Below are 24,714 nucleotides of genomic sequence, written 5' to 3'. Positions count from 1 at the left end.
GGTAGAATTAATGGCCATTGTTGTGATATCTGAATATATTTATTCGGAACAAAATAGTACTGGATATTATTGGTCGAGGATAATATCTAATTTAATAAAAAACTATGAGCAGGTATTAGTTATAACAACAGATGAGCCTGAATTAGAGAAAAGGTCTGATTTTTCGACTAGGATTCAGCTGAAAACGATCCAAAAACCGAAGTTAACAAATAAGGGGACAGTAAGCAAAATAATCTACCAACTACTCGTCACGCTAAAACTTATAAAGTTGATTCTGCAAAGAGTCAGTAAGAATGATGTCGTACTATCTGGTACTAATCCCCCGACTCTACTTTTAGCAATTGCATTGCTAAAAAAATTTAAGAGGTTCAAGTGGCAACTGTTAGTCCATGATATTTTTCCAGAGAATTTTGTCCCTGCCGGCATAGTAAAGCGGAGTTCTTTTGTTTTTCGGGTATTAAAATACGTTTTTGATAAGGCTTATTCTTCAGCAGATGCTATTTCGGTGATTGGTCGAGATATGAAGCAATTGTTAAGTGACAAAATAAATTCATCAGATACTATTTCATACATACCGAATTGGATTAATACTGAAGAAATAGTCCCCGTTAACTGTAATGAATCAAAGTATCTTCCTGAAGATATGTCAGATGAAAATATTGTGTTTCAATTTTTTGGTAACATCGGTAGGTTGCAAGGTGTTGACAATCTATTTGAAGCTATAAAATTAGTTAAAAATAGTCGAGCAAGGTTCAGTTTTTTAGGGCGCGGGCCGTATGTTAATAAGTTAAAGTTATTTATATCTAAGCATCCCGAACTCCAAATCGAATATAAAGGGGAAGTTAGTGTGTTGGAAAGAAATTTGGCATTATCTTCATGTCATATTGCGCTCGTAACGCTTGAAGAGGGAATGTATGGTTTGGGGGTTCCAAGTAAGTCGTATTTTTCCATGGCTGCTGCTAAGCCACTGTTAGTGGTTTCTGATGTTGGTTCAGAAATAGCAATAATGGTAAATGAATTTGATATCGGGTGGAATTGTGAAGCAGGAAATCCAGTTAAACTTGCTGAGTGTATAGAAAAAATATGTGATAAAAAGCTGCACCAAACAGTGAACTCTCCTAGAAAAGTTCTAATTGAAAATTATTCAGAAGAGCTTTGCTTAGGTAAGTTTTTTGAGCTGACAAAACAGCTAACCATTTCATGATTATAAAGCAATCAAGAGTTTTTATTACTGGCGTGAGTGGGTTCATTGGTAGAGCGCTAGTTAATCATATGCTTGAGTTAGGCGTCACAGTACGAGGTAGTGTTAGAAAGTCTGTTCAAAAACCTTATGAATTGCAGTTGCCTGATTTATCGACAGGTGCTGACTGGAGTGATGCCTTAAGAGGTGTTGATGTACTTATTCACACAGCAGGACGAGCCCATATTTTGAACGATCATGTTGAAAAACCTTTAGACGAGTTCCGGAAGGTAAATGTTATCGGAACGTTAAATTTAGCAAAGCAAGCAATCAGTGTCGGTGTAAAACGATTTGTTTTTGTAAGTTCTATTGGCGTTCATGGTAGTGATAGCGGCGAAACCTCTTTTTCAGAGAGTGATACTCCAAACCCTAAACTTGACTATGCAATTTCAAAATTGGAGGCCGAGTATTCACTAAAACAGTTGTTTGACAATAGTAAAAGCGAGTTGGTTATTGTAAGGCCTGCACTCGTTTTTTCTGCTGATGCTCCTGGGAATTTTAGAACTCTTCTTGGTATTGCTAATAAGAAAATATTACTTCCTTTTAAAAGTATTAAAAATCGAAGGTCTATTATTTCAATTGAAAATCTAACTGAATTTCTAACCACTTGTTGCTATGAAGTAAATGCCGGTGGAGAAGATTTTGTGATAGCTGATGAGGAAGTATTGTCCACGTACGAAATTATTGATTGCCTTGCTCGGGGAATGCACGAGAAGTCACTATGCTTTAGTATGCCTAAAAGTATCGTCAAATTGATTTTTAGTCTAATGGGAAAGGGCGCGACTTTCAGTAAGGTTTTTGGGAATTTAGAAATAAACGCCAGCAAAGCAAAAAAATTATTAAATTGGAGTCCTAGGTATTCTAGTCAGGAGTTGTTGATTAAAGCTGGTTTTAATTATAGAGCTTCATTAGGAAAAAGTAATGCAAAAGTCTGACACTCAAAATGTGGATAATTTCAAAATAAATTTAGTTGTGGTCGCTCATCCTGATGATGAAATTTTGGGCTTTGGCGCAACAGGTGCTAAGTTAGTAAGACGTGGTGAAATAGTTCAGCCGATTATTTTATGTGGAAATGTCGATGTTCGACAAAATAGACCGACGGACATTGAGCTTTTTGAAGATATGATCGCTGCTAATAGCAAAGTTGGCTTTAAAACTCCCATACTAGGAAGCTTTCCAAATATTAGAATGAACAATGTCGATCATTTGGATATTGTACAGTTTATAGAAAAGCAAATTTTAGAATTTAAACCACATAGAATATTCACTCACCACCCTTCAGATCTTAACGATGATCATTGCCAAATATCTCGTGGATGTTTGGCTGCAAGTCGTTATTACCAGCGTAGAAATGATATTCCACCTTTAAGATCATTGCATTTTATGGAAATTCAATCTGCTACTGATTGGGCTTATGAAACTAATACGATAGGATTTAAACCTAATTTGTTTGTGGAAATTGAAAAAGAGATAGATCTTAAACTGGAAGCTCTGTCTTGTTATAGAAAAGTAATGAGAGACTATCCTCACCCTAGAAGTAAAGAGGCAATTAAAGGATTAGCTGCTTTTAGAGGTGGACAAAATGGTCAAAAGTACTCAGAAGCATTTCAAACCATATATCAAAGAGAGCTTGTATGATATATAGAGTAGTAGGTAAAAGGTGCTTAGATATTATAATAGTATTTATTTCTGTGTTATTACTTAGTCCGATAATGATTTTAATTGCCTTGTTAATTAAGTTCTTCGACCCTGGGCCTATCTTTTTTAAGCAACAAAGGGTGGGACGTAATGGAGTAAATTTTTGCTTTTATAAATTTAGAAGTATGCCTGTTAATACTGGAAATATTCCTTCAGATAAAATAGGAAAAATAAAATTAACTTGGATTGGTAGGGTGATTCGTCGAACAAATTTAGATGAACTACCTCAGCTATTAAATATATTAAAAGGTGATATGAGTATCGTTGGCCCCAGGCCACCAATTCCGAATCAGCTTAATCTAATCGAGCTTCGAAAAAGTAACGGTGCTATAAAGCTTAGACCGGGATTGACAGGGCTAGCTCAAATAAAAGCGTTTGATGGCATGTCTGTATGTGAGAAAGCTGATTATGATGAACAATACGTAAAAGAACTCTGTTTCTCTATCGATATAAAAATTATCTTAGGTACTTTTACATATCTTTTAAAACCACCTCCTGTCTATTAGGTATTATTAATCATGAAATTTGGTTTCGTAACTTGTGTTCAACTTGGTCTATCCTGCATGGAAGCTATTTATGAAATTGGCGGAAAATTAGATTTGGTTATCACATTGGAAGATGAGCAGGCTAAAGAAAAATCTGGAAGAGTTTATTTAGATTCCTTTTGCAATGAAAAGAGAATCAAGTTACATAAATCAAGCCATATAAATAACGAAGATTGCACTCGGTTAATTAGAGAGCTTAAAATAGATTGGTTATTTATAATTGGTTGGTCACAGATAGCTAGTAAAAGCGTTTTAGAGCAACCTAGAAAAGGAGTTTTAGGAATTCACCCGACGTTATTACCTATTGGGAGAGGAAGGGCTGCCATTCCTTGGGCTATTTTAAAGAATTTAGATAAGACTGGAGTTACCCTCATTAAGTTAAATGAGGGGGTTGATACAGGGGATATTATTGCACAAGCGGAAATAGCGCTTAATCGTAAAACAAATGCAACCTCACTTTACAAAGAAGTTAACAAAGCTCACATAACCCTAATCAAAAATGTTTTTCATGAGTTGAAAAGTGATAATGTTTCAGTCACGGCACAAGACGATAGCATCGCTACTGAATGGCCAGGTAGAAAGCCTGAGGATGGCCTTATCAATTTAAATGGCAGTATAGAAGATGCAGAGAGGTTAGTTAGAGCTGTTACGAAACCATATCCTGGAGCGTTTTACTATGAAGGAGATAAAAAAATAATTGTTTGGTCTGCAGCTATTAGAGAAAATACAGACTGTGTAGATTTTCTTTTATTTAAGGACGGAGTTTTAGAGCTTATAGAGTATGAGGAAATTTAATAATGAAGTCTTTATTAATTATTGGTGCTGGTGGACATGGGAGAGCTATTGCGGAAACTGCTTTGCTATCAGGTCAATGGCATAAAATTGCTTTTATTGATGATAAGTACCCAGCTCAAACGACAGCAGGAGTTTGGCCTATTGTAGGGAATTGGAGCGATATTGAGGAAGTTTCTAGCAAGTTTAATGAAGTGTTTGTGGCTATTGGTAATAACAGTATTAGAAAAGAAAAGCTAGGTTTTTTAAGTATGCTAAATGTTTTGATTCCTACTATAGTACATCCAGGCGCATTTGTGAGTATGACTTCACAAATAGGGTGTGGGTGTGCTGTTATGGCTGGCGCTGTTGTTGGCGCTAGTGCTGTGTTGGGAGTAGGTTGTATTGTTAACAGTAATGCGACTGTTGATCACGATGCGAAGTTAGATAAATATAGCCATTTAGGGGTGGGAACGCATATTGCAGGCGGTGTTAAATTGGAGGAAGGAGTTTGGATGAAAGCTGGAGCGAGTGCAAGTTATGGGGTTGTAATCAAGGAATGGACAAATATTCCACCTGGAGTAGGGCTTGATGAGTAGCCATTTCATACTTTGTTAAATATTTATAATGTTAACACTCTAAAAATAGTGTTAAAAGTTGTAAGTCTTGTAGAAAGACTTGTCACTTCCCCTTTAAAGATTATTGATAATCCTATAAAATTCTGCAAAATCTTGAATCAAGGACTAAAATTAGCTCATCTAAGTAAGTAGATGGGGTTGAAAAGAAGAAGATAATCTACTTGATTTATTTATAGATAGAAGGAAATAACTACGTGGATAGTAGAAACAAGATGATATCTTTATTTATTGAGTCATCCAGGCCTGTCAAAAGATTCGTTTCTTTAGGTTTTGATTCAATTGCGATCATATTTAGTATTTTTCTGTCCTTAGACATATCAATAAGCTCTTTTGAACCTTTTAAGGTAAGTTATTCGTATTTTGTTATTACTTTATTGGTTAGCCTCAGTGTTTTCGCAAGAATAGGTTTTTATAGAGCCATTTTGCGTTACATGGGCTTAAAGGCTGTTTTTACTATAGCTGCTGGCATTGCTATTTCTACTTTAGCATTTGGTACAAGTTGCGCGTATTATAATGTTCCGATAGATGCTATTAGTATTTTACTTTACTGGTCTTTTTCCTTGGTAACGATAGGCGGAGCTCGGTTATTAATAATTGCCCTTATTCGTTCATCAACAAGCCGTTCGTTAAATGTAGTTGCAATATATGGCGCAGGGGCGGCAGGTAGGCAGCTGGCCCGCGCATTAGGTCAAAGTAACCAGTATAAAATTGCTGCTTATATTGATGATGAGCCAACGATGTTCGGAACAGAGATTGATGGCGTTAAGGTTTATTCGCCAATTTCCTTGGAAAAAATAACTGAAAAACATCTTGTTTCACAAGTGCTACTCGCAATGCCATCGACTAGTCATGCTCGCCGCTCTGAAATCCTTTCTCGATTAGAGCCTTTTCCTGTTAAAGTTAAAACGATTGCCTCTATGGACGAAATTGTGAGCGGTAAAGTCCAAATTGAACAATTGAAAGAAATTGAAATTGAGGACTTACTTGGAAGAGATTCAGTTGCTCCTAATAAAGAACTGTTGCATTCATGTATTACTAATAAAGTAGTGATGGTTACAGGAGCCGGTGGTTCTATCGGTTCTGAATTATGTAGGCAGATTGTGGCATTAAAGCCTAGTTCGATAGTTTTATATGAATTATCTGAGTTTGCTTTGTATTCTATTGAAAAACAATTAAGAAAATTAAGTAGAAAGCTTGAAGCTGATTTAACCATCATTCCGTTACTCGGTTCTGTTCAGCATAAGAATAGGCTGATTCGTGCGATGCAGCATTATAATGTGCAAACTGTATATCATGCTGCAGCCTATAAACATGTGCCAATAGTTGAACATAATGTAGTCGAAGGAGTTAGAAATAACGTTTTTGGAACTTGGTATGCCGCGGAGGCCGCAGCTGAAGTTGGTATTGAAAGGTTTGTACTTGTTTCGACTGATAAGGCTGTACGCCCAACAAATGTAATGGGGGCTTCTAAGCGACTTGCTGAATTGGTGTTGCAAGCGATTAGTACTAGAGGTCAAAAGACTATTTTTACGATGGTTCGGTTTGGCAATGTTTTAGGATCTTCCGGTTCTGTGGTTCCTTTGTTTAGAGAGCAAATTAAGGCTGGCGGACCAGTAACTGTGACTCACAAAGATATTATCCGTTATTTTATGACTATTCCAGAAGCTGCACAATTAGTCATTCAAGCAGGTGCAATGGGTAAAGGTGGAGATGTTTTCGTTTTAGATATGGGGGAGCAAGTTAAGATCTCTGAACTAGCAGAGCGAATGATCCACCTTATGGGGTTAAGTGTAAAGAATTCATCCAACCCACAAGGCGATATCGAAATTAAGTATTCTGGACTAAGACCAGGAGAGAAACTATATGAAGAATTATTGATTGGTGAGAATGTTGTAGGCACCTCACATTCTAAGATTATGACTGCTCACGAGGAGTTCTTACCTTGGTTAGATATGCATAGAACTTTGATTCTTTTAAATGAGCTGTGTGAAAAAATGGACTGTGAAGGAATAGTACAACTTTTACTCAAAATTCCTACTGGATATAACCCTCAACATGCTGTTTGTGATTTATTATGGAATGAAGATCAAGAGCAAAATAATGTTGTTAGACTTAAGACATTGTCATAGCGCTTCTTCTTTTTTGCATAGTTACCATATAAAAGCCAAGAAAAAGTTTCCCTAAATAATCGTTTATTAATGATTAACTATCAAAATGTTTAATTATTCTTTAATATGGATAGTGAAATAATACTGATTTTGAATAGAGATAATATAAAGTGACTAATATTAGCAAAGCCGTTATACCTGTTGCTGGTCTAGGTACCAGAATGCTTCCCGCGACAAAAGCCATACCCAAAGAAATGCTCCCAATAGTTGATAAACCACTCATTCAATACATTGTTAATGAGTGTGTTGAGGCAGGAGTCAAAGAAATTGTATTAGTCACCCACTCTTCAAAAAATGCAATCGAAAACCATTTTGATAAATCTTTCGAGCTAGAAACAACTTTAGAAAAACGTGTGAAAAGGCAATTATTAGAAGAAATTCAAGCGATTTGCCCTAAAGACGTTACTATTATGCACGTTAGGCAAGGTGAGGCAAAAGGGCTAGGTCATGCTGTCTCTATCGCTAGACCTTTAGTGGGGGATAATCCTTTTGTTGTTATTTTGCCTGATGTTCTTATTGATGATGCAAGCTCTAATTTGAAGGTTGAAAATTTAGCTGCGATGATAAGGCAATTTGAAAGTAGTGCTGCTAGCCAAATAATGGTAGAACCGGTTCCAAATGAGCAAGTTTCTAGTTATGGCGTTGTTGACTGTGGTGGTATCGAGTTAAAGCCTGGTGAGTCTGTTAAGATGACTCGAGTGGTGGAGAAGCCTTCGGTTGATGAAGCTCCTTCGAATATGGCTGTTGTTGGGCGATATGTTTTATCGGTAAAAATTTGGGATTTACTCGAAAAAACAGTGCCTGGTGCTGGCGATGAAATTCAGTTAACAGACGCAATTGATAGTTTAATGCAAATAGAAACAGTGGAAGCCTTTCATATGACAGGAAAATCCCATGATTGCGGTTCTAAAATTGGTTATATGATGGCTAACGTTGAGTATGGAATGAGACACAGTGAAATCGGAGAGGTGTTTTCGGATTATATAAGAAATTTGAAAGATTAGTTAATGAGTAGCGAGTTGCGAGCTTCTAGTGTTAGAAAAAAATACTAAAGACTCAAAAAATTGTTAATTTTAAAAGGACAGTTAGTAGAACAAGGAGATAGTTATGAGATATAGAAATTTGGCTATATGGAAGAGAAGCAGAGGCTTGTCGATAAGTGTTTACAAGTATTCATTGAAAATCAGAGATTTTGGATTCAAAGATCAATTAACTCGAAGTGCATTATCTGTGCCATCAAATATAGCTGAAGGCTTTGAAAAGAATTATACAAAAGAGAAAACTCGATTCTTATCAATATCAAAAGGCTCGTTAGGTGAGTTTGCTACTCAGGTTGATATTGGAGTTGAGGTTGGCTTTATAGAGAAAAGCATCGGTAATAAGTGGATGCAAGAAGCTGAGGAGTTGTCAAAAATGATAGGTAAATTAATACAAATAATTAAAAGCTGATATATAATTTTTCGAAACTCGAAACTCGAAACTCGAAACTCGAAACTCGAAACTCGAAACTCGCAGAGTAAAATACTAAATATATGATCAATAATTCCCCTCAATGGAAATCTCTTTTAAATCATTCTGAAAATGACTTAAAAGATTCCAATATTTCTGATTTATTTTCTGAAAGCGATCGTTTTCAAAAACTTTCTTTCGCTTTTGATCAACTATTAGTTGATTTTTCAAAACAAAAGCTAACAACTGACACGTTAGATAAATTAGTTGATTTAGCTAATTTTGTTGATTTAAAAAAATCGATAAGTCAGCTACTTAACGGAGAAGCTGTTAATACAACTGAAGAAAGGCCAGCCCTGCATACTGCTTTAAGGGCAAAGATTGAAGATTGTTTAGAGTTAGATGGTGTTAATATTAACTTATTGATACAAGAACAATTAACTATTATGGCTAATATGATTGAAGCAATTACACTTGGTCATTGGAGAGGTTATAGTGGTAAACCGATTACAGATGTTGTTAACCTTGGGGTTGGCGGATCTGATTTAGGTCCTTTATTGGTTTGTGAGGCGTTGCATGAGTTTAAAAAAGAATATGTAAACCCTGTTAATGTTCACTTTGCTTCAACAATGGATGGCTCACAAGTATCATCTTTATTTGAACGCTTAAACCCTGAAACAACTGTTTTTGTATTAGTTTCAAAATCCTTCACTACTATCGATACCCTATCCAATGCTGCTTCAGCAAAGGCATGGTTGATGAATCATTGTGAATCAGAAGCTATTGTCAATAAGCAACACTTTATTGGAATTTCGACTAGCGAAGAAAAAATGTCCGAGTGGGGAATTGCTCCTTCCCATCAATTAAAATTATGGGATTGGGTCGGTGGGCGGTTTTCGTTATGGTCAACTGTCGGTTTGACTATTGCTCTAAAAATTGGAATGGAAAATTTTAGGGCTCTATTAAACGGTGCCAATGCACTGGATGAACATTTTCGAACAGCAGAGTTTAAAGATAATATCCCTGTTTTATTGGGACTAGTAGGGGTTTGGAATACTAATTTTCTAGACATTTCGGCGCAGGCTATTTTGCCATATGATGCTCGGTTGAAGTACTTTCCTAATTATTTAACTCAGTTAGAAATGGAAAGTAATGGAAAATCTGTGACTCAAGATGGTAATCAGTTTAATTATGATACTTGCCCTGTCCTTTGGGGAGAGGTAGGTCCTAATGCGCAACATGCTTTTTATCAGTTATTACACCAGGGTACTCGAAAAGTTGCTTGTGATTTTATTGCACCTATCAAAAGGTTTACTCAAGTAGAGACTGAACACGATAAAGCGCTTCGCGAACAGCATGCTCTCACACTCGCTAATTGTTTTGCTCAGTCTAGGGCATTAATGGTTGGTAGTAAAAATGAAAAAACTAATAATGAGAGCATCAATAATGTAGAAGAACCTTCACATAAGTTTTACCCTGGCAATCAACCTTCGACGACAATTTTGTTAAAGGAATTAACACCTTATAGTTTAGGCCAATTAATCGCTTTATATGAGCATAAAGTTTTTGTTATGGCGAGTATATGGGGAATTAATCCGTTTGATCAATGGGGAGTTGAATTAGGTAAGACTATGGCAAAACAAGCATTGGAAGAGTTGAAGTCGCCGTCTGAAACTAATTGTTTTGATGGTTCAAGCAATGGCTTAATGAACTATATCAAGGAAGTTAAGTTAGCGAGTAGCGAGTAGCGAGAATGCTATTGGTTGGCAATATAATATATGCATGTCTTTATACTTTTCTCGAAACTCGAAACTCGAAACTCGAAACTCGAAACTCGAAACTCGAAACTCAACTTAGAGAATAGAGAATTTTTATGAAAATAGCTGTTTTTGGAAATGGTTTACAATCTCATGTTGTAGCGGCTTTGTTTGCTTCTGTGGGCAATTTAGTTGATTTTTTTGGAAAAGAAAACTCAAATAGTTTGCAGGAGCCGGGATTATTTTCTTTGTATCAAGCTCAACAAGATGCTAAAAGGTTAGCCAACTTATCGGCAGGTTCGCAGGTTAATAAAGTTTACGACTTTATCGTTATTTCTGACATTTCACCAATTCAAGTTGTTAATACATTTAAAAAAATTATAGAAAAATCAATTAAACAAGGGACTACTTTTATTATTTTTACGCCTTCCGAAATAGGTGAAGTCGATCAATTTTCAAACATGTTAGAGAGTAAGAGCCTGTCCACTTTTGTATGTAGTATCCCTTTGTTAGTCCGTGAAGGTAGAGCTATTCAAGATTTCTCTCGTCCTGATAATATTATTATTGGTTGTGATAATAAGGAAGCACTGCCAAAAATCAAATCGCTCTTTTATCCTTTTAACCGAGTAAAAAATGTCATCAAAGAAGTGTCGACTCGAGAGGCTGAGTTTTCTTGTTTTGCAGGGAACGCAATGTTGGCGACTCGCTTAAGTTTTATGAACGAGATGGCTAATTTAGCAGAAAAAAGCCAGGTAGATATTGATGTCGTTCGAGAGTGTATTGGTAGTGATCCTAGAATTGGACGTGATTATCTTTATCCAGGTTGTGGCTATGGCGGACAAGCTTTAGATCAAAATGTAGAAAAAATTGCTTCTAAACTGCGTTCACGCGAGGATAATTTAGGTCTGTTAGATGTAGTTGCAAAAATAAATGAGAGACAAAAAGATTTATTATTTCGCAAGATTTGGACATTTTTTGAGACTGATTTAAAAGGTAAAAATATCGCAATTTGGGGAGCTTCTTTTAAACCCGGAAGTTCTAACATAGAAGGTGCCCCTGCCGTTAAGTTGATTGATGCGTTATTAGCTCAGGGCGCAACTGTCAGTGTATATGACCCTTTAGCATTAGATAAAATCCGGTTACTTTTTCATAATTCTGTAAATTTACATTTGGTAGAATCGTGCTACGATGCTCTGGAAGGAGCTGATGTATTAGCGATTTGCACTGAATGGAAAGAATTCTGGAGCCCTGATTTGAATAAGCTTTATAAAAAGCTTCAATTTAGAGCGATCTTTGATGGAAGAAATATTTTAGATCCAGTCCAAGTAAAAACGGTTGGACTTAAATATTTTGGTATCGGTCGCGGAGAATCTTTTGAATATCAGTGTAATTAACCTCAGGTTAAATAGTACACAATATTTTATCGGAAGAGTTCTATGAATGTTACGGTTTTTGGTATTGGTTATGTTGGGTTAGTCCAGGGAACCGTGTTAGCCTCTGTAGGACACCAAGTGGTTTGTGTTGATGTAGACGGAGATAAAGTCAATGCATTAAAGCAAGGTATTAGTCCGCTATTTGAGCCTGGGTTGACACCAATGATTGAAGAGAATTATGCTTCAGGGCGTTTACAATTTACAACGGATATGGAAATAGCTGTTGAGCATGGCGAGCTTCAATTTATTGCAGTGGGTACGCCACCAGACGAAGATGGTACGGCAGATTTAAAGCATGTTTTATCCGTTGCAGAAACAATTGCTACTTACATGCAATCTTCAAAAGTCGTTGTCAATAAGTCTACTGTGCCTGTCGGAACGGCAGATAAAGTAAAACAAGTTATTGCCGCAAAGTTGTCTGAGAGAAATAAACAGCTTCCTTTTCAAGTAGTTTCTAATCCTGAATTTTTAAAAGAAGGTGCAGCTGTAAATGATTGTCTGCGTCCAGATCGAATTATTATTGGTACTGAAGACAGTGAAGCAGAAGAATTAATGCGAGAGCTGTATGCACCATTTAATCGTAATCATGACAAGATTATCATTATGGATGTTCGTTCCGCGGAGCTAACTAAATATGCAGCTAATTGCATGTTAGCAACTAAAATATCTTTTATGAATGAAATGGCTAACTTAGCTGAGCAATTAGGTGCGGATATTGAGTCGGTTAGACATGGTATTGGCTCCGATCCTCGAATCGGTTATCAATTTATCTATCCTGGATGTGGGTATGGTGGTTCATGCTTTCCAAAAGATATACAAGCACTAGTTCGTACTGCAAATAATGTTGGTTATCAGCCTTCATTACTAGAGGCTGTAGAGAAGGTTAATTATCAACAAAAGCATAAGTTATTTGAGTATCTTAGTTCCCACTTTGAAGGAGAACTTAAGGGTAAAGTTATTGCTATTTGGGGGCTAAGCTTTAAACCGAATACTGATGATATGCGAGAAGCATCAAGTAGAGTTTTAATGGAATCTCTTTGGGAATCAGGTGCAATTATACAAGCCTATGATCCAGAAGCCATGGATGAATGTCAGCGAATTTATGGTCAGAGGGACGATTTAGTATTGACCGGTACTAAAGAAATTGCACTAAAAGGTGCTGATGCGTTGGTAATTTGTACCGAATGGAGCCAATTTCGGGCCCCAGACTTTGAATTAATTATTCGTTCTTTGAGTGAGAAGCTGATTATTGATGGTCGAAACATGTATAACCCTAAAATAATGGAAAAGAAAGGGATTATCTATTATGGGGTGGGGCGTGGGCGTTCAATTAGAGAACCCAATTAGTTATTTTATTAAAACAGTTAGGTAGTTCCGAAAAATAATAAATATGTTATTATTCTCCGATTGCAAAATTAGAAAATCAATGTTTTAACAGGAATACATATTGATGGATAGAAAAATATCAGTAATAGGCTTAGGTTATGTTGGATTACCTGTTGCCGTCGCTTTTGGAAAGTCGCACCAGGTAGTTGGGTTTGATTTGAGCCAGCTTCGCATCGAGGAGCTCAAGAAAGGACATGATCGAACTTTAGAAGTCACTGATGAAGAATTGGTTGCCTCAGATATTTTATTTACAGCAGATCCTAAGGATTTGAAGCAGGCTGATTTTCATATTGTGGCCGTTCCTACTCCTATAAATCATGCAAATCAACCAGATTTAACACCGATGCTTTCTGCTTCTAGAACTATCGGTGGGCAATTGAAGAAAGGTGATATAGTGGTTTTTGAATCCACAGTCTATCCAGGGGCTACAGAAGAAGACTGTGTGCCTATTCTAGAAGCTGAATCAGGCCTGAAGTGCGGAGAAGACTTTACTGTTGGTTATTCTCCTGAAAGAATCAATCCAGGTGATAAAGAGCATACTTTCACTAAAATTACTAAGGTCGTATCTGGACAAGATCAAGCTACGTTAGATATTGTTGCTGAAGTTTACTCGAGTGTGGTAACTGCTGGTGTTCATAAAGCTGCGACCATTAAAGTCGCTGAAGCTGCTAAAGTTATCGAAAATACCCAACGAGATTTAAATATTGCGTTAATGAATGAATTAGCTGTTATATTTGAGAGAATGGGAATAGATACGCTTGATGTGTTAGAGGCGGCTGGAACTAAATGGAATTTCTTGCCTTTTCGCCCAGGTTTGGTCGGAGGGCACTGTATAGGTGTTGATCCATATTATCTTACCTATAAAGCTGAACAGGTTGGATATAGGCCAGAAGTTATTCAGGCCGGTCGACGAATTAACGATACAATGGCCCGTTTGATTGTTGAAAGGTGCGTTAAGAAGCTCATTTTACAAGATCGTAAAGTTAAAGGAGCTAAGGTTGCTATCTTAGGTTTAACATTCAAAGAGGACTGTCCAGATTTACGAAACTCTAAAGTTGAGGATTTAATTGCTGAGTTCAGAGGTTATGGTGTTGAACCTATAGTCCATGATGCAATGGCTGACTCGGGCGAAGCAAAATCGATTTATGGTGTAGAATTATCGAGTTTGGATTCCATTAAAGATTGTGAATTGGTGTTAGTAGCTGTTGCTCATAAAGAATATAAAGCTCTGTCAGCAAAAGAATTTGCTGGTATGCTTAGCCCTAGTGGAAGTCTATTTGATATAAAAGGCATTTTACCTCGAACTGATTTAAAAGCCTTAGGTGTTAATGTTTGGAGAATTTAACTTTTTCCGGTTGAGTCTGTTAAGCTAAAAAACGCGATATCAGGTCTATTGAAACGTTTTTAAATTTAGAATTTTTTTGGAGTAATCATTTGAATATTTTAGTCACCGGAGCTGCTGGTTTTATCGGTTTTCATGTATCCAAGTATTTAATGGACCGTGGTGATACGGTTGTTGGTATCGATAATATTAACGATTATTACGATCCAAAAATCAAAATGTCACGTCTTGAAATATTAGAAAAATATGATGGTTTTTCTTTTATAAAAATGGATATTGCAGATAAAGAAGCGATGGAAACTTTATTTGCGCAAAATCAGTTTGATGGTGTTATTAATTTAGCTGCGCAAGCGGGAGTACGTTATTCATTAGAAAACCCCCATGTTTATATGGAAAGTAATATTATTGGCTTTTTAAATATTTTGGAAGGTGTCCGTCACAACAAAATTAATCACTTAGTCTATGCGTCTTCAAGTTCTGTTTATGGTGCTAATACACTTCAGCCATTTTCAGAGCATCATAATATTGATCACCCTGTTTCTTTATATGCGGCAAGTAAAAAATCAAATGAGCTTATGGCGCATAGTTATAGTCATTTATATGGAATGAAGACTACCGGTCTACGCTTTTTCACTGTCTATGGTCCTTGGGGACGTCCTGATATGGCTTTATTCTTGTTTGCTAAAGGTATATTAGAAGATGAACCCATCAATATTTTTAATAATGGTGATATGATCCGTGATTTTACTTATATTGATGATATTGTTGAGGGAGTTGTAAGAGTCTTAGATAATCCGCCCGAAGGAAATACTGAATGGGATGGTGATAAACCTGATCCTGCAACAAGTTATACCAACTATCGTGTGTTTAATATTGGTAATAATAGTCCAGTCAAATTAATGGATTTTGTTGAAGCCATTGAAAATGCTGTTGGTAAAAAAGCGATTAAAAACTTTATGCCACTGCAAGCGGGGGATGTGCCATCGACTTGTGCTGATGTTTCTGAGTTGGAGTCAGCTGTTGGTTTTAAGCCTAATACTTCTATTCAGCAAGGGATTAATAATTTTGTCGAATGGTACAGAGAATACTTTAATCAATAATTGTTTGATAAAGTTAATTATTATTAACTTATAAAATCCCTCGAAGTTTATAAACTTCGAGGGATTTTTTTTGCACATTGTTATTGTGCATTCGACATAGGCGGTTTCGCTTATTTCTTGTGCTGGTAACAGTTGTTTTACTATTCTAAAATTAGCTAATACTAATTTTATTTTATATGTCTTATATTTGGTGATTGTATGATTTTACCTGTAATAATAGCTGGTGGTTCTGGAGCTAGGTTGTGGCCAATGTCGAGAGCATTACACCCTAAGCAATTTCTCAAAATACATGGTGACAATACATTATTACAAGATACTATACTCAGACTAAGTAATATGGAGTTAGCCGATCCTTTAGTCATATGCAATGATGAACATCGCTTTCTAGTGGCAGAGCAAATGCGAGAAATTCAAAGACGCTGTCAGATTATTCTAGAACCTGAAGGCAAAAATACCGCCCCTGCAATTGCACTGGCAGCGCTCAAAGCTTTAGAAAAGGGACAGGATCCAATCTTGCTTGTTTTGGCGGCTGATCATGTAATAAGTGACACTTTTGCATTTGAAAGCTCAGTAAACTTAGCGGCTGAACTAGCACTTATTGATCAGTTAGTTACTTTTGGTATTGTGCCTACTACAGCTGAAACTGGCTATGGTTATATCAAAAAAGGAGGTGCTCTAAAAGGTGGGTTTAAAGTTGATAAGTTTGTTGAAAAACCAGATCAGAAGACTGCCGAGGAATATCTCGATTCAGGTGAATACTTTTGGAATAGTGGTATGTTTATGTTTAAAGCCAGTTGCTATTTAAAAGAGCTGAAAAAGCATAACTCTAAGATGCTTGATATATGCCGAGAGAGTTTAAAAACGGCTGCTAATGATATTGACTTTATCCGTATTGATGTATCTATCTTTTCTAAATGCCCAGCTAATTCTATCGACTATGCTGTAATGGAGCAGACAGATTCGGCTGCAATGGTTTCAATGGACGCAGGTTGGAGCGATATTGGTTCATGGTCTGCAATTTGGGAGTTAGCCAATAAAGATAAATCAAATAATAGCATAATAGGCAATGTTATCGTTGAGAGTTCTCGTAACTGCTTAGTTTTAGCTGAAGAGCGCCTAGTTTCGATATTGGGGCTAGAAAATATAGTGGTTGTTGATACTAAAGATGCAATTTTAGTTGCAACGAAAAGAGATGTGCAAAAAGTTAAAAATATCGTTGAAAGTTTAAAAAATAATAATCAAAACGAGTGGAAAGTTCATCGAGAGGTTTGTCGGCCTTGGGGAAAGTTTGATTCGATTGATATTGGGCAGAGATATCAAGTTAAACGTATAACAGTCAACCCAGGGGCTAAAATTAGTGTACAAATGCATCATCATCGTGCCGAACATTGGGTTGTGGTTTCTGGTACTGCCCAAGTCAGAAAAGGGAACACTTCCTTTTTAGTGTCTGAAAATGAGTCGACTTATATTCCTATTGGAGAAATACACTCACTGGAAAATCCTGGAAAGCTACCATTAGAACTAATAGAGGTTCAAACAGGCTCATACCTGGGAGAAGATGATATCATTCGACTGGAAGATGACTATGGAAGAGTGTGAAAAGCAGGCGAGCAAGCTGAGTCTAGTCATGCGTAAATAAAGCCTGGCTCGTTGCTCAAATATTCGCTACTTGAATACTGTTTTTATTGCCAACTATATTTGATGCTAAAGCGGGCAAAGTCTTTTCCAAAACTATCATTACCTAAGTAAAGCTCATAACGCCATATGCTGGCACTTTCAATTTGGTTTAATCCAATTGTCCATTCATTTGCGCGTTGATATTTTGATTCATCATTATAACCCTCGTCACTGAGGTTCATATTTTTAATCGCCGCATATTTTAAGTCAACATGGTAATCACTACTGAACTCGTGGTTATATCTTAATGTTAAAATCCTTGCGCCAATTCCATCATCAAATAGTTTTTCATCGCCCCACCAATGACCCATACTATATTTATCATTGCGGTAGCCTTCCGCATATATATGATGTACATACCAACCATTTTCAATATGTTGATATTCTAGAAGTAATGATGATTTTTCTGTTAAATAAGGTAGAAAAAAACCTAAGTTATAAGCTTTGTTACCCAACTTATAGGCTTTAAAGTCATTCGTATCTTCTCCGGCCAGTTCGACATAGAGACTCATAGGTTGGCCCCAAGTAAAGTCAAACTTGCTTGATAATGAGGCTTGTTGGTTGCCAAACTCTTCGTCACAGTCCTGAAGCTCAGATTCTCCCCCGCAATTATCACTATTGATAGGGTCAATAATTGCATCCCATACGTCACCTAAAGTGACATTTCTTTCGCCACCTCCAAACATCATGGTTCTTGACACACCTATTGTCCACCAATCAAATGGTTGTGCGCTAAAATGCATAGCAAGAAAGCCTGGCTCTCCTGTATGTTGCTTGTCACCAAAACTTATACCATCCATTTCTTCTAGTTTTCCAAACGAAATATCATAACGCAATTGATAGTCGGTCCACGGAGTAGGGCTGCTGATTGCAAAGCGAGCTATTGGCTTGGCTTGAGTGGAAAGTAACATCGCACTTTCTTGTAGAGGAGAAAACCAAACCTCTTTGTAACCTAAGTCAACTTGAAAGTACTCATTGTAATATGATAGATAAGAGTGGTTAGGAATAGCGCCTCCACTACCATTATAAATAGTACCTCCTAATGATAAATTGAAATTTTCACTAAACTGCCAGTAGCCTGCAACTTCCCCTTTAATTTCACTGTCTGAAGTGCGTCCTCTTTGGTTAGGCAGGTTTTTCGTATCTACATTACTGTAACTGACTTCTGTACCTAAATATGTCAAATTCATTTCTCGACGATATCGTTTGATATATTGATTGATACGTTGGAACAACACAGGGTGTGTTTCTTGTATTTTAGTTAAGTAAAGTTGCACTGTGGCTAAATGGTAAGGTTTTGCTAATAGCGGCATTTGAGCAACACTAGCTAGTTTTTCCAATTCTAATTCTATAAGCGGATCTGTCTTTATGGGCAAATAATGGTTATTTGATATGGCTATTGTTTGAGTACTGATAAATAATGTGATTACCCAGAGAATAATCAAGTTTTTATTTTTATTAAACAAGATAAAAAAACCTTTAATTGAATCAATTTTTACTGAAGGTATAATACTTGAAAGAATTACTATAGCAAGTAAGAAAGTGTAGAGGGGTTATCTGTTTTTGTTTGAACTTTGTTTTTTTACTATTGCTCTTGAGATAATTATACCGACAATGACACCAATAAAGTCTGCAAGCATATCGGCAATACTAAAGCCACGGTTTGGAACATATATTTGTACAACTTCAATTGCTATTCCCAATAATATTGAAACCAGTAATATATACCAGTAACTTATTTTTGAAAATGCAATACCAAATACAAAGGTAAATCCACCAAATGCAGCAAAGTGGTAAAGTTTGTCAATATTATGAAAACTAATTGGTTGAGGTGGTTTTGGTGTTAAAGTTAAATACAATAAGGCAGCTAGAATAATCCAGAATAAAAGTTTCCAATAGGATTGATAAGTTTCTGAGGTGAAAATACTTTTTAGCATAAAAAGGTAAATAATATGTTAAAGCTATTAGAGGCTGAATATTACATCATTCGTTTAGTTATAACTACATTCCGACAAATTATCTTTGCAAAGCGAAGTTACCTGATAGTATTCAGTACTAGTTAGTCAACATTGATTTTGTTAAATCGGGAATGAAAAAATGCAAACAGAATATCAGGCTCATGGTGGTGAGTTAAAACAACTTTATCTGAACGATGAGTTGGTTGAAAAGGAAAAAGAACAAGCTAAAAAGCTTGCTTCTTGGGATTTAACCCATCGTCAAATTTGTGATATTGAGCTGTTACTTAATGGTGGTTTTTCTCCTTTAGAAGGCTTTATGACAGAGAAAGATTATGATTCTGTCGTCAATGGAATGAGATTGGTTAATGGCGTACTTTGGCCAATGCCTGTAACTTTAGATGTTGACCAATCATTTGCAGAGAAAATTAGCCTGGGTGATGAAATTGCTTTGCGAGATGAAGAAGGCGTTATTATTGCTATAATGCAAGTGTCTGACCGTTGGACACCAGATAAAAACTTGGAAGCCGAAAAAGTTTTTGGGGCAAATGATCACACTCATCCAGCCGTCAGTTATTTGTTTAATCAAGCTGGTGAAGTTTATCTTGGCGGTAAATTGAAAGGGTTAAGTAGACCTAGCCACTATGATTTTAAAATGCTACGTGATACACCGGCAGAACTTCAAGATAAATTTAAAAAATGGGGGTGGAGTAAAGTTGTTGCTTTTCAAACAAGAAATCCTATGCATCGAGCACACCAAGAATTAACTTTTCGTGCCGCTAAACAGGTTGAGGCTAACTTGCTGATTCAACCAGTGGTTGGTATGACCAAGCCGGGTGATATCGATCATTTTAGTCGAGTTCGCTGTTATGAGCATTTGGTCAAAAACTATCCTGAACAGACGACTACTTTAAGTCTATTACCATTGGCTATGCGCATGGGTGGACCAAGAGAAGCTGTTTGGCATGCAATCATTCGCAAAAATTATGGCTGTACGCATTTTATCGTCGGTCGTGACCACGCTGGGCCGGGTAAAAACTCTCAAGGAGAAGATTTTTACGGACCATATGATGCTCAGAACCTGATGAATGAATTTAAAGAAGAACTAGGTATTGAAATGGTACCTTTTCAAATGATGGTTTATGTTGAAGAAAAAGCAGAGTATCAACCTGTCGATGAAATTAAAGAAGGTGAAACTGTTTTAAATATTTCAGGTACAGAGTTTAGACTAAGACTGGCAGAAGGTTTGGATATTCCTGATTGGTTCTCTTATCCTGAAGTGGTTAAAGAGTTGAGAAAACGTTATCCTGCAAGGCATAAGCAGGGCTTAACGATCTTTTTTACTGGTTTATCCGGCTCTGGTAAATCGACAATTGCGAATGCCTTACTGAACAAATTGATGGAAATGGGGGACCGTTCTATCTCTCTACTAGATGGCGATGTCGTTAGAAAACACTTATCCAGTGAGCTAGGTTTTTCGAAGGAACATAGAAATTTAAATATTCAGCGTATTGGTTATGTGGCAAGTGAGATTACTAAACATGGCGGGATTGCCATTTGTGCGCCAATTGCACCTTATCGTTCAACTCGGCGAGAAGTAAGAGAAATGATAACTCCACTAGGAGGTTTTATTGAAATTCATGTTGCAACAAGTCTTGAAGTTTGTGAGCAGAGAGATAGAAAAGGCCTATACGCTATGGCACGTGAAGGAATCATCAAAGAGTTTACTGGTATAAGTGATCCCTATGAAGTGCCTGAGAAACCTGAATTATCGATTGATACGGTGAACTGTACTCCTGATGAAGCCGCTCAAAGGATTATTCTAAAGCTGGAAGGTATGGGCTACATCAAGTGATTTGTAATTAGCCATCTTTCTCTTAATCATGGGGATTTAATAATCACCATAGTTTCTATGATGTCCCACTCCTCAGATAAGGCGAAAGTTTCATATCTATTTGAACTGAAAGGTAATTTTCTTTGCTTTATGTTGACATATTAGATATTATCCGCCTAATTTATAATATTTGTATTAGAAACCTATTCTAAAGCACCTTCCAAGGTGCTTTTCTTGCTTTTTTAGGGGTGAGATTTAGATTGTTTCAGGTCAAATTTTTCGTTAATTTACGGAACAAGGTTTAATAAAGTACTATGCCTGTAATTACACTTCCAGATGGTAGTCAAAGAGAATTTGAGAATTCTGTGACTGTTTTTCAAGTTGCCGCTGATATTGGGCCAGGGTTAGCTAAAGCAGCTTTAGCTGGAAAAGTTGATGGTCAAATGGTTGATACCAGCTATATCATCGATAAAGATGTCAAATTATCGCTTGTGACAGAGCGAGATGAAGAAGGCCTTGAAGTGATCCGTCATTCTTGCGCACATTTATTAGCTCAAGCAACTCAAGCTTTATTTCCTAAAGCTCAGGTAACAATTGGCCCTGTGATTGACAATGGTTTTTATTATGACTTTGCTTTTTCTAGGCCTTTTACACCAGATGATTTAGTCGCTATTGAAGCTAAAATGGAAGAGATCGCTAAAAAGGATCTTCCTGTTGAAAGAACGACAATGCTACGAGAGGATGCGATTGTATTTTTTAAAAATATGGGAGAAGAATACAAAGCTGAAATTATTGAAAGCATTCCAGCTGGCGAAGAAATATCCCTCTATCGACAAGGCGATTTTATTGACTTATGTCGAGGTCCTCATGTTCCCAGTACAGGGAAAATTAAAGCATTTAAACTGATGAAGTTGGCCGGTGCCTATTGGCGAGGAGACTCAAATAATGAAATGCTTCAGCGTGTATATGGTACTGCTTGGTCAAATAAGAAAGAACTAAAAAAATATTTACATCGTTTAGAAGAAGCCGAAAAACGCGACCACCGCAAAATTGGTAAAGCGATGGAATTGTTTCACTTTCAGGAAGATGCCCCTGGCATGGTGTTTTGGCATCATAATGGGTGGACTATTTTTAAAGAATTAGAAGCTTATATTAGGAATGTACTTAAAGAGACATCTTATCAAGAAGTAAAAGCACCTCAAATTATGGATCGCAGTTTATGGGAAAAGTCTGGTCATTGGGAAAAATATCATGATGATATGTTTACGACTGAATCAGAAAGTCGAACTTACGCTGTTAAGCCTATGAATTGTCCTGGTCATGTCCAAATTTTTAATCAAGGTTTAAAGTCATACCGAGACTTACCACTAAGAATGGCCGAGTTTGGATCATGTCACCGCAATGAGCCTTCGGGCGCCTTGCATGGGTTAATGCGAGTCAGAGCTTTTACTCAAGATGATGCTCATGTGTTTTGTACTGAAGCACAAGTACAACAGGAAGTGACAGCATTAATTGATGTTATTTATCAAGTTTACGCTGATTTTGGGTTTGATCAAATAGAAATAAAGCTCTCTACTCGTCCAGAAAAGCGCGTTGGATCTGATGCCGTTTGGGATCAATCTGAACAAGCATTATCTGATGCTTTGAAATCTAAAGGAATCGAGTTTGAACTTCAGCCGGGTGAAGGGGCTTTTTATGGGCCTAAAATAGAGTTTTCTCTGCGTGACTGTTTAGACAGAGTGTGGCAGTGTGGTACTGTTCAACTTGATTTTTCAATGCCTGAAAGATTAGGGGCTGAATATGTTGATGAAGATGGTACTAAGAAAATACCAGTAATGATCCATCGTGCAATTCTGGGTTCTTTAGAACGATTCATCGGCATTTTAATAGAACAATATGCAGGAAAATTTCCACCCTGGTTGGCGCCAAATCAGGCGGTATTGTTAAATATTACCGATAAACAGAGTGATTATGTTCAAAAATGTACAAAATATTTGAATTCTCAGGGGTTTAGAGTCAATTCGGACTTGAGAAACGAGAAGATCGGCTTTAAAATTCGCCAGCATACTTTGCAGCGTGTGCCTTATTTGCTCGTCGTCGGAGATAAAGAGGTTGAGACTGGTACTGTTTCGGTTCGTTCACGTGCAGGTAAAGATTTAGGAAGTTTATCATTAGAGGCATTTGCAGAACTCTTGTCAGCAGATGTCGCTTTAAAGGGACGTTATCAAGATTAATTGCTAGAATTAGGCTATGTTTATGAAAGTTAATTTTTGATAGACGTGTATTACAAATTATAGAGGATTAAAAACATTAAAAAACCAAGACCAAAAGCGGGTACAAAAGAGCAACGCGCTAATATAAATGATGATATTACAGCACCAGAAGTTCGATTGATTGGCCCCGATGGAAGTGCAATGGGAGTTGTTTCTAACAGAGATGCTCAACAGGCTGCTGATGATGCAAAGTTGGACTTAGTAGAAATATCACCTGGAGCAGAGCCTCCTGTATGTAAAATCATGGATTATGGAAAATTTGTTTTTGAACAAAAGAAAGCTAAGGCTGCTGCAAAGAAAAAACAAACCATTGTTCATGTTAAGGAAATAAAGTTTCGTCCCGGAACAGACATTGGCGATTACAATGTAAAGCTGCGTAAATTACAAGAGTTTCTCAGTGATGGTGATAAAACTAAAATTACTGTGAGATTTAGGGGCCGAGAAATGGCTCATAAAGAACTTGGAATGGAACTGTTAAGCCGAGTCGAAAAAGATTTAGCTGAGTTTGGTGAGGTAGAAGCCAGACCAAAACTCGAAGGGCGTCAAATGATTATGGTGATAGCCCCTAAAAAGAAAAAGTAGCCTCAATATTGGCTATTTTGCTCGTACAAGGTTTTTGGCAACCCTGTATGAGCTGGTGAGGAGGTGTGTTTCTTTAAGAACTGCGCCTTCTTTTTCGTAAGCACTGTTAGGTAACAAACGGTATAGTTAATAATTTTTATTATTTTCAAAATACGACCTACAGATGATAATTGGAGTAAAAAAGCAATGCCAAAAATTAAATCCGATAGTGGCGCTGCAAAGCGTTTCAGAAAAACCGGTAAAGGTGGTTTCAAGCATGCTCAATCGCATCGTCGCCACATTCTTACTAAGAAGAGTTCTAAGCGAAAGCGTCATTTGCGTGGTATGGAAATGGTCGCTCCGGCTGATGTAGAACAATTGAATCGTCAGATTCCTTACGCTTAAGAATGGGAGAATAGAAAATGCCTAGAGTAAAACGTGGTGTAACTGCCCATAAGCGTCACAAGAAAGTCTTAAAAGCAGCTAAAGGTTATTATGGAGCTCGCAGTCGTGTATATCGCGTTGCAAAGCAAGCCGTAACTAAGGCCGCTCAATATGCTTACCGTGATCGCCGTCAACGCAAACGTCAGTTCCGTGCTTTATGGATCCAACGTATTAATGCTGAAGCTAGAGTTAATGGTTTATCGTATAGCAAGTTTATTAATGGTCTTAAAAAAGCATCAATTGCAATCGATCGTAAAATCCTTGCTGATATTGCTGTTTTCGATAAAGCGGCATTTGGTGCTTTAGTTGAGAAAGCAAAAGCGGCTCTTGCTTAAGCACTAACTAAGTTTAGAGACTATTTTAGTCAACTAGATTTAGCCGATTAAAGGGGAGGGCAAGAGTCCTTCCCTTTTTTTATAGTTAATCAAAAAAACATCGTCGTT

Annotated in this window: 22 protein-coding genes; 20 read left to right on the top strand and 2 right to left on the bottom strand. The window is 36.9% G+C overall.

All coding sequences use genetic code 11. From position 1 onward, the window contains the following. Nucleotides 1-10 precede the first annotated feature (10 nt). The 15 genes from ACT5E3_RS14795 to ACT5E3_RS14725 all read left to right on the top strand — a co-directional run bounded on the left by ACT5E3_RS14795 (nucleotide 11) and on the right by ACT5E3_RS14725 (nucleotide 17,126). Nucleotides 11-1,204 carry a glycosyltransferase family 4 protein gene (locus ACT5E3_RS14795; RefSeq protein WP_444994314.1) on the top strand — a complete coding sequence of 398 codons (1,194 nt, stop codon included), beginning with the start codon at nucleotides 11-13 and terminating at the stop codon, nucleotides 1,202-1,204. Beyond that, nucleotides 1,201-2,175 (top strand): NAD-dependent epimerase/dehydratase family protein, encoded by a 975-nt coding sequence (locus tag ACT5E3_RS14790; RefSeq protein ID WP_444994313.1) that lies wholly within the window; start codon nucleotides 1,201-1,203, stop codon nucleotides 2,173-2,175. Before ACT5E3_RS14795 ends, ACT5E3_RS14790 begins: the two co-directional genes overlap by 4 nt. Beyond that, on the top strand, nucleotides 2,162-2,878 hold the full coding sequence (locus ACT5E3_RS14785) for a PIG-L deacetylase family protein (protein ID WP_444994312.1): 717 nt from the start codon (nucleotides 2,162-2,164) through the stop codon (nucleotides 2,876-2,878). The genes ACT5E3_RS14790 and ACT5E3_RS14785 overlap by 14 nt, the downstream gene beginning before the upstream one ends. Then, a complete protein-coding gene (locus tag ACT5E3_RS14780; RefSeq protein WP_444994311.1) occupies nucleotides 2,875-3,444 on the top strand; it encodes a sugar transferase in 570 nt (189 codons plus the stop codon). The genes ACT5E3_RS14785 and ACT5E3_RS14780 overlap by 4 nt, the downstream gene beginning before the upstream one ends. 12 nt (nucleotides 3,445-3,456) lie before the next feature. After that, nucleotides 3,457-4,278: a formyltransferase family protein gene (locus tag ACT5E3_RS14775; RefSeq protein WP_444994310.1), complete on the top strand. Its 822-nt coding sequence runs from the start codon at nucleotides 3,457-3,459 to the stop codon at nucleotides 4,276-4,278. A gap of 2 nt (nucleotides 4,279-4,280) precedes the next feature. Next, nucleotides 4,281-4,853, top strand: a complete 573-nt coding sequence (locus ACT5E3_RS14770) for an acetyltransferase (protein WP_444994309.1) — start codon at nucleotides 4,281-4,283, stop codon at nucleotides 4,851-4,853. Between the two features lie 233 nt (nucleotides 4,854-5,086). Beyond that, a complete protein-coding gene (locus ACT5E3_RS14765) occupies nucleotides 5,087-7,021 on the top strand; it encodes a nucleoside-diphosphate sugar epimerase/dehydratase (RefSeq protein ID WP_444994308.1) in 1,935 nt (644 codons plus the stop codon). Between the two features lie 200 nt (nucleotides 7,022-7,221). After that, nucleotides 7,222-8,064, top strand: coding sequence for a UTP--glucose-1-phosphate uridylyltransferase GalU (gene galU, locus ACT5E3_RS14760; protein WP_444998610.1), 843 nt, complete (start codon nucleotides 7,222-7,224; stop codon nucleotides 8,062-8,064). A 103-nt stretch (nucleotides 8,065-8,167) separates the two neighbouring features. Then, nucleotides 8,168-8,509, top strand: coding sequence for a four helix bundle protein (locus tag ACT5E3_RS14755; RefSeq protein WP_444994307.1), 342 nt, complete (start codon nucleotides 8,168-8,170; stop codon nucleotides 8,507-8,509). Between the two features lie 83 nt (nucleotides 8,510-8,592). Next, nucleotides 8,593-10,257 carry a glucose-6-phosphate isomerase gene (pgi, locus tag ACT5E3_RS14750; protein WP_444994306.1) on the top strand — a complete coding sequence of 555 codons (1,665 nt, stop codon included), beginning with the start codon at nucleotides 8,593-8,595 and terminating at the stop codon, nucleotides 10,255-10,257. Nucleotides 10,258-10,382: 125 nt separating this feature from the next. Further along, the gene (locus tag ACT5E3_RS14745; protein ID WP_444994305.1) at nucleotides 10,383-11,660 is read left to right on the top strand and encodes a nucleotide sugar dehydrogenase; all 1,278 of its coding nucleotides are present in this window, start codon (nucleotides 10,383-10,385) and stop codon (nucleotides 11,658-11,660) included. Between the two features lie 42 nt (nucleotides 11,661-11,702). After that, nucleotides 11,703-13,046 carry a UDP-glucose dehydrogenase family protein gene (locus ACT5E3_RS14740; protein WP_444994304.1) on the top strand — a complete coding sequence of 448 codons (1,344 nt, stop codon included), beginning with the start codon at nucleotides 11,703-11,705 and terminating at the stop codon, nucleotides 13,044-13,046. A gap of 103 nt (nucleotides 13,047-13,149) precedes the next feature. Beyond that, nucleotides 13,150-14,430, top strand: a complete 1,281-nt coding sequence (locus tag ACT5E3_RS14735) for a nucleotide sugar dehydrogenase (RefSeq protein WP_444994303.1) — start codon at nucleotides 13,150-13,152, stop codon at nucleotides 14,428-14,430. Between the two features lie 89 nt (nucleotides 14,431-14,519). After that, nucleotides 14,520-15,527 carry an NAD-dependent epimerase gene (locus ACT5E3_RS14730; RefSeq protein WP_444994302.1) on the top strand — a complete coding sequence of 336 codons (1,008 nt, stop codon included), beginning with the start codon at nucleotides 14,520-14,522 and terminating at the stop codon, nucleotides 15,525-15,527. 198 nt (nucleotides 15,528-15,725) lie between these two features. Further along, nucleotides 15,726-17,126, top strand: a complete 1,401-nt coding sequence (locus tag ACT5E3_RS14725) for a mannose-1-phosphate guanylyltransferase/mannose-6-phosphate isomerase (protein WP_444994301.1) — start codon at nucleotides 15,726-15,728, stop codon at nucleotides 17,124-17,126. Nucleotides 17,127-17,209: 83 nt separating this feature from the next. Here ACT5E3_RS14725 and ACT5E3_RS14720 read toward each other — a convergent pair whose 3' ends face one another. Together ACT5E3_RS14720 and ACT5E3_RS14715 are read right to left on the bottom strand one after the other, a co-directional pair. Continuing rightward, nucleotides 17,210-18,670, bottom strand: a complete 1,461-nt coding sequence (locus ACT5E3_RS14720) for a capsule assembly Wzi family protein (protein ID WP_444994300.1) — start codon at nucleotides 18,668-18,670, stop codon at nucleotides 17,210-17,212. Between the two features lie 87 nt (nucleotides 18,671-18,757). Continuing rightward, a complete protein-coding gene (locus ACT5E3_RS14715) occupies nucleotides 18,758-19,141 on the bottom strand; it encodes a VanZ family protein (protein ID WP_444994299.1) in 384 nt (127 codons plus the stop codon). A 160-nt stretch (nucleotides 19,142-19,301) separates the two neighbouring features. Between ACT5E3_RS14715 and ACT5E3_RS14710 the strand changes: the two genes are divergently transcribed. From ACT5E3_RS14710 to rplT, 5 genes are all read left to right on the top strand, one after another. Beyond that, nucleotides 19,302-21,014: a bifunctional sulfate adenylyltransferase/adenylylsulfate kinase gene (locus tag ACT5E3_RS14710; protein WP_444994298.1), complete on the top strand. Its 1,713-nt coding sequence runs from the start codon at nucleotides 19,302-19,304 to the stop codon at nucleotides 21,012-21,014. Between the two features lie 293 nt (nucleotides 21,015-21,307). Next, nucleotides 21,308-23,227, top strand: coding sequence for a threonine--tRNA ligase (gene thrS / locus ACT5E3_RS14705; protein ID WP_444994297.1), 1,920 nt, complete (start codon nucleotides 21,308-21,310; stop codon nucleotides 23,225-23,227). Nucleotides 23,228-23,383: 156 nt separating this feature from the next. Then, nucleotides 23,384-23,848 carry a translation initiation factor IF-3 gene (gene infC / locus ACT5E3_RS14700; RefSeq protein ID WP_444994296.1) on the top strand — a complete coding sequence of 155 codons (465 nt, stop codon included), beginning with the start codon at nucleotides 23,384-23,386 and terminating at the stop codon, nucleotides 23,846-23,848. A gap of 186 nt (nucleotides 23,849-24,034) precedes the next feature. Then, nucleotides 24,035-24,232, top strand: coding sequence for a 50S ribosomal protein L35 (gene rpmI / locus ACT5E3_RS14695; protein ID WP_444994295.1), 198 nt, complete (start codon nucleotides 24,035-24,037; stop codon nucleotides 24,230-24,232). Between the two features lie 17 nt (nucleotides 24,233-24,249). Next, nucleotides 24,250-24,606, top strand: coding sequence for a 50S ribosomal protein L20 (rplT, locus tag ACT5E3_RS14690; protein ID WP_444994294.1), 357 nt, complete (start codon nucleotides 24,250-24,252; stop codon nucleotides 24,604-24,606). The last annotated feature ends 108 nt before the right edge of the window (nucleotides 24,607-24,714 follow it).

Source organism: Aliikangiella litoralis, from assembly GCF_052495765.1.
Note: the sequence above shows the minus strand (reverse complement) of the source record. Positions and strands in the feature narration are given on the sequence as shown.

What these genes read in the sequence shown, in the direction of transcription:
- ACT5E3_RS14795 (WP_444994314.1), top strand. Translation starts at nt 11, where the DNA reads ATGGCCATTGTTGTGATATCTGAATATATTTATTCGGAACAAAATAGT.
- ACT5E3_RS14790 (WP_444994313.1), top strand. Translation starts at nt 1,201, where the DNA reads ATGATTATAAAGCAATCAAGAGTTTTTATTACTGGCGTGAGTGGGTTC.
- ACT5E3_RS14785 (WP_444994312.1), top strand. Translation starts at nt 2,162, where the DNA reads ATGCAAAAGTCTGACACTCAAAATGTGGATAATTTCAAAATAAATTTA.
- ACT5E3_RS14780 (WP_444994311.1), top strand. Translation starts at nt 2,875, where the DNA reads ATGATATATAGAGTAGTAGGTAAAAGGTGCTTAGATATTATAATAGTA.
- ACT5E3_RS14775 (WP_444994310.1), top strand. Translation starts at nt 3,457, where the DNA reads ATGAAATTTGGTTTCGTAACTTGTGTTCAACTTGGTCTATCCTGCATG.
- ACT5E3_RS14770 (WP_444994309.1), top strand. Translation starts at nt 4,281, where the DNA reads ATGAAGTCTTTATTAATTATTGGTGCTGGTGGACATGGGAGAGCTATT.
- galU (WP_444998610.1), top strand. Translation starts at nt 7,222, where the DNA reads ATGCTTCCCGCGACAAAAGCCATACCCAAAGAAATGCTCCCAATAGTT.
- ACT5E3_RS14755 (WP_444994307.1), top strand. Translation starts at nt 8,168, where the DNA reads ATGAGATATAGAAATTTGGCTATATGGAAGAGAAGCAGAGGCTTGTCG.
- pgi (WP_444994306.1), top strand. Translation starts at nt 8,593, where the DNA reads ATGATCAATAATTCCCCTCAATGGAAATCTCTTTTAAATCATTCTGAA.
- ACT5E3_RS14745 (WP_444994305.1), top strand. Translation starts at nt 10,383, where the DNA reads ATGAAAATAGCTGTTTTTGGAAATGGTTTACAATCTCATGTTGTAGCG.
- ACT5E3_RS14740 (WP_444994304.1), top strand. Translation starts at nt 11,703, where the DNA reads ATGAATGTTACGGTTTTTGGTATTGGTTATGTTGGGTTAGTCCAGGGA.
- ACT5E3_RS14735 (WP_444994303.1), top strand. Translation starts at nt 13,150, where the DNA reads ATGGATAGAAAAATATCAGTAATAGGCTTAGGTTATGTTGGATTACCT.
- ACT5E3_RS14725 (WP_444994301.1), top strand. Translation starts at nt 15,726, where the DNA reads ATGATTTTACCTGTAATAATAGCTGGTGGTTCTGGAGCTAGGTTGTGG.
- ACT5E3_RS14715 (WP_444994299.1), bottom strand. Translation starts at nt 19,141, where the DNA reads ATGCTAAAAAGTATTTTCACCTCAGAAACTTATCAATCCTATTGGAAA.
- ACT5E3_RS14710 (WP_444994298.1), top strand. Translation starts at nt 19,302, where the DNA reads ATGCAAACAGAATATCAGGCTCATGGTGGTGAGTTAAAACAACTTTAT.
- thrS (WP_444994297.1), top strand. Translation starts at nt 21,308, where the DNA reads ATGCCTGTAATTACACTTCCAGATGGTAGTCAAAGAGAATTTGAGAAT.
- rpmI (WP_444994295.1), top strand. Translation starts at nt 24,035, where the DNA reads ATGCCAAAAATTAAATCCGATAGTGGCGCTGCAAAGCGTTTCAGAAAA.
- rplT (WP_444994294.1), top strand. Translation starts at nt 24,250, where the DNA reads ATGCCTAGAGTAAAACGTGGTGTAACTGCCCATAAGCGTCACAAGAAA.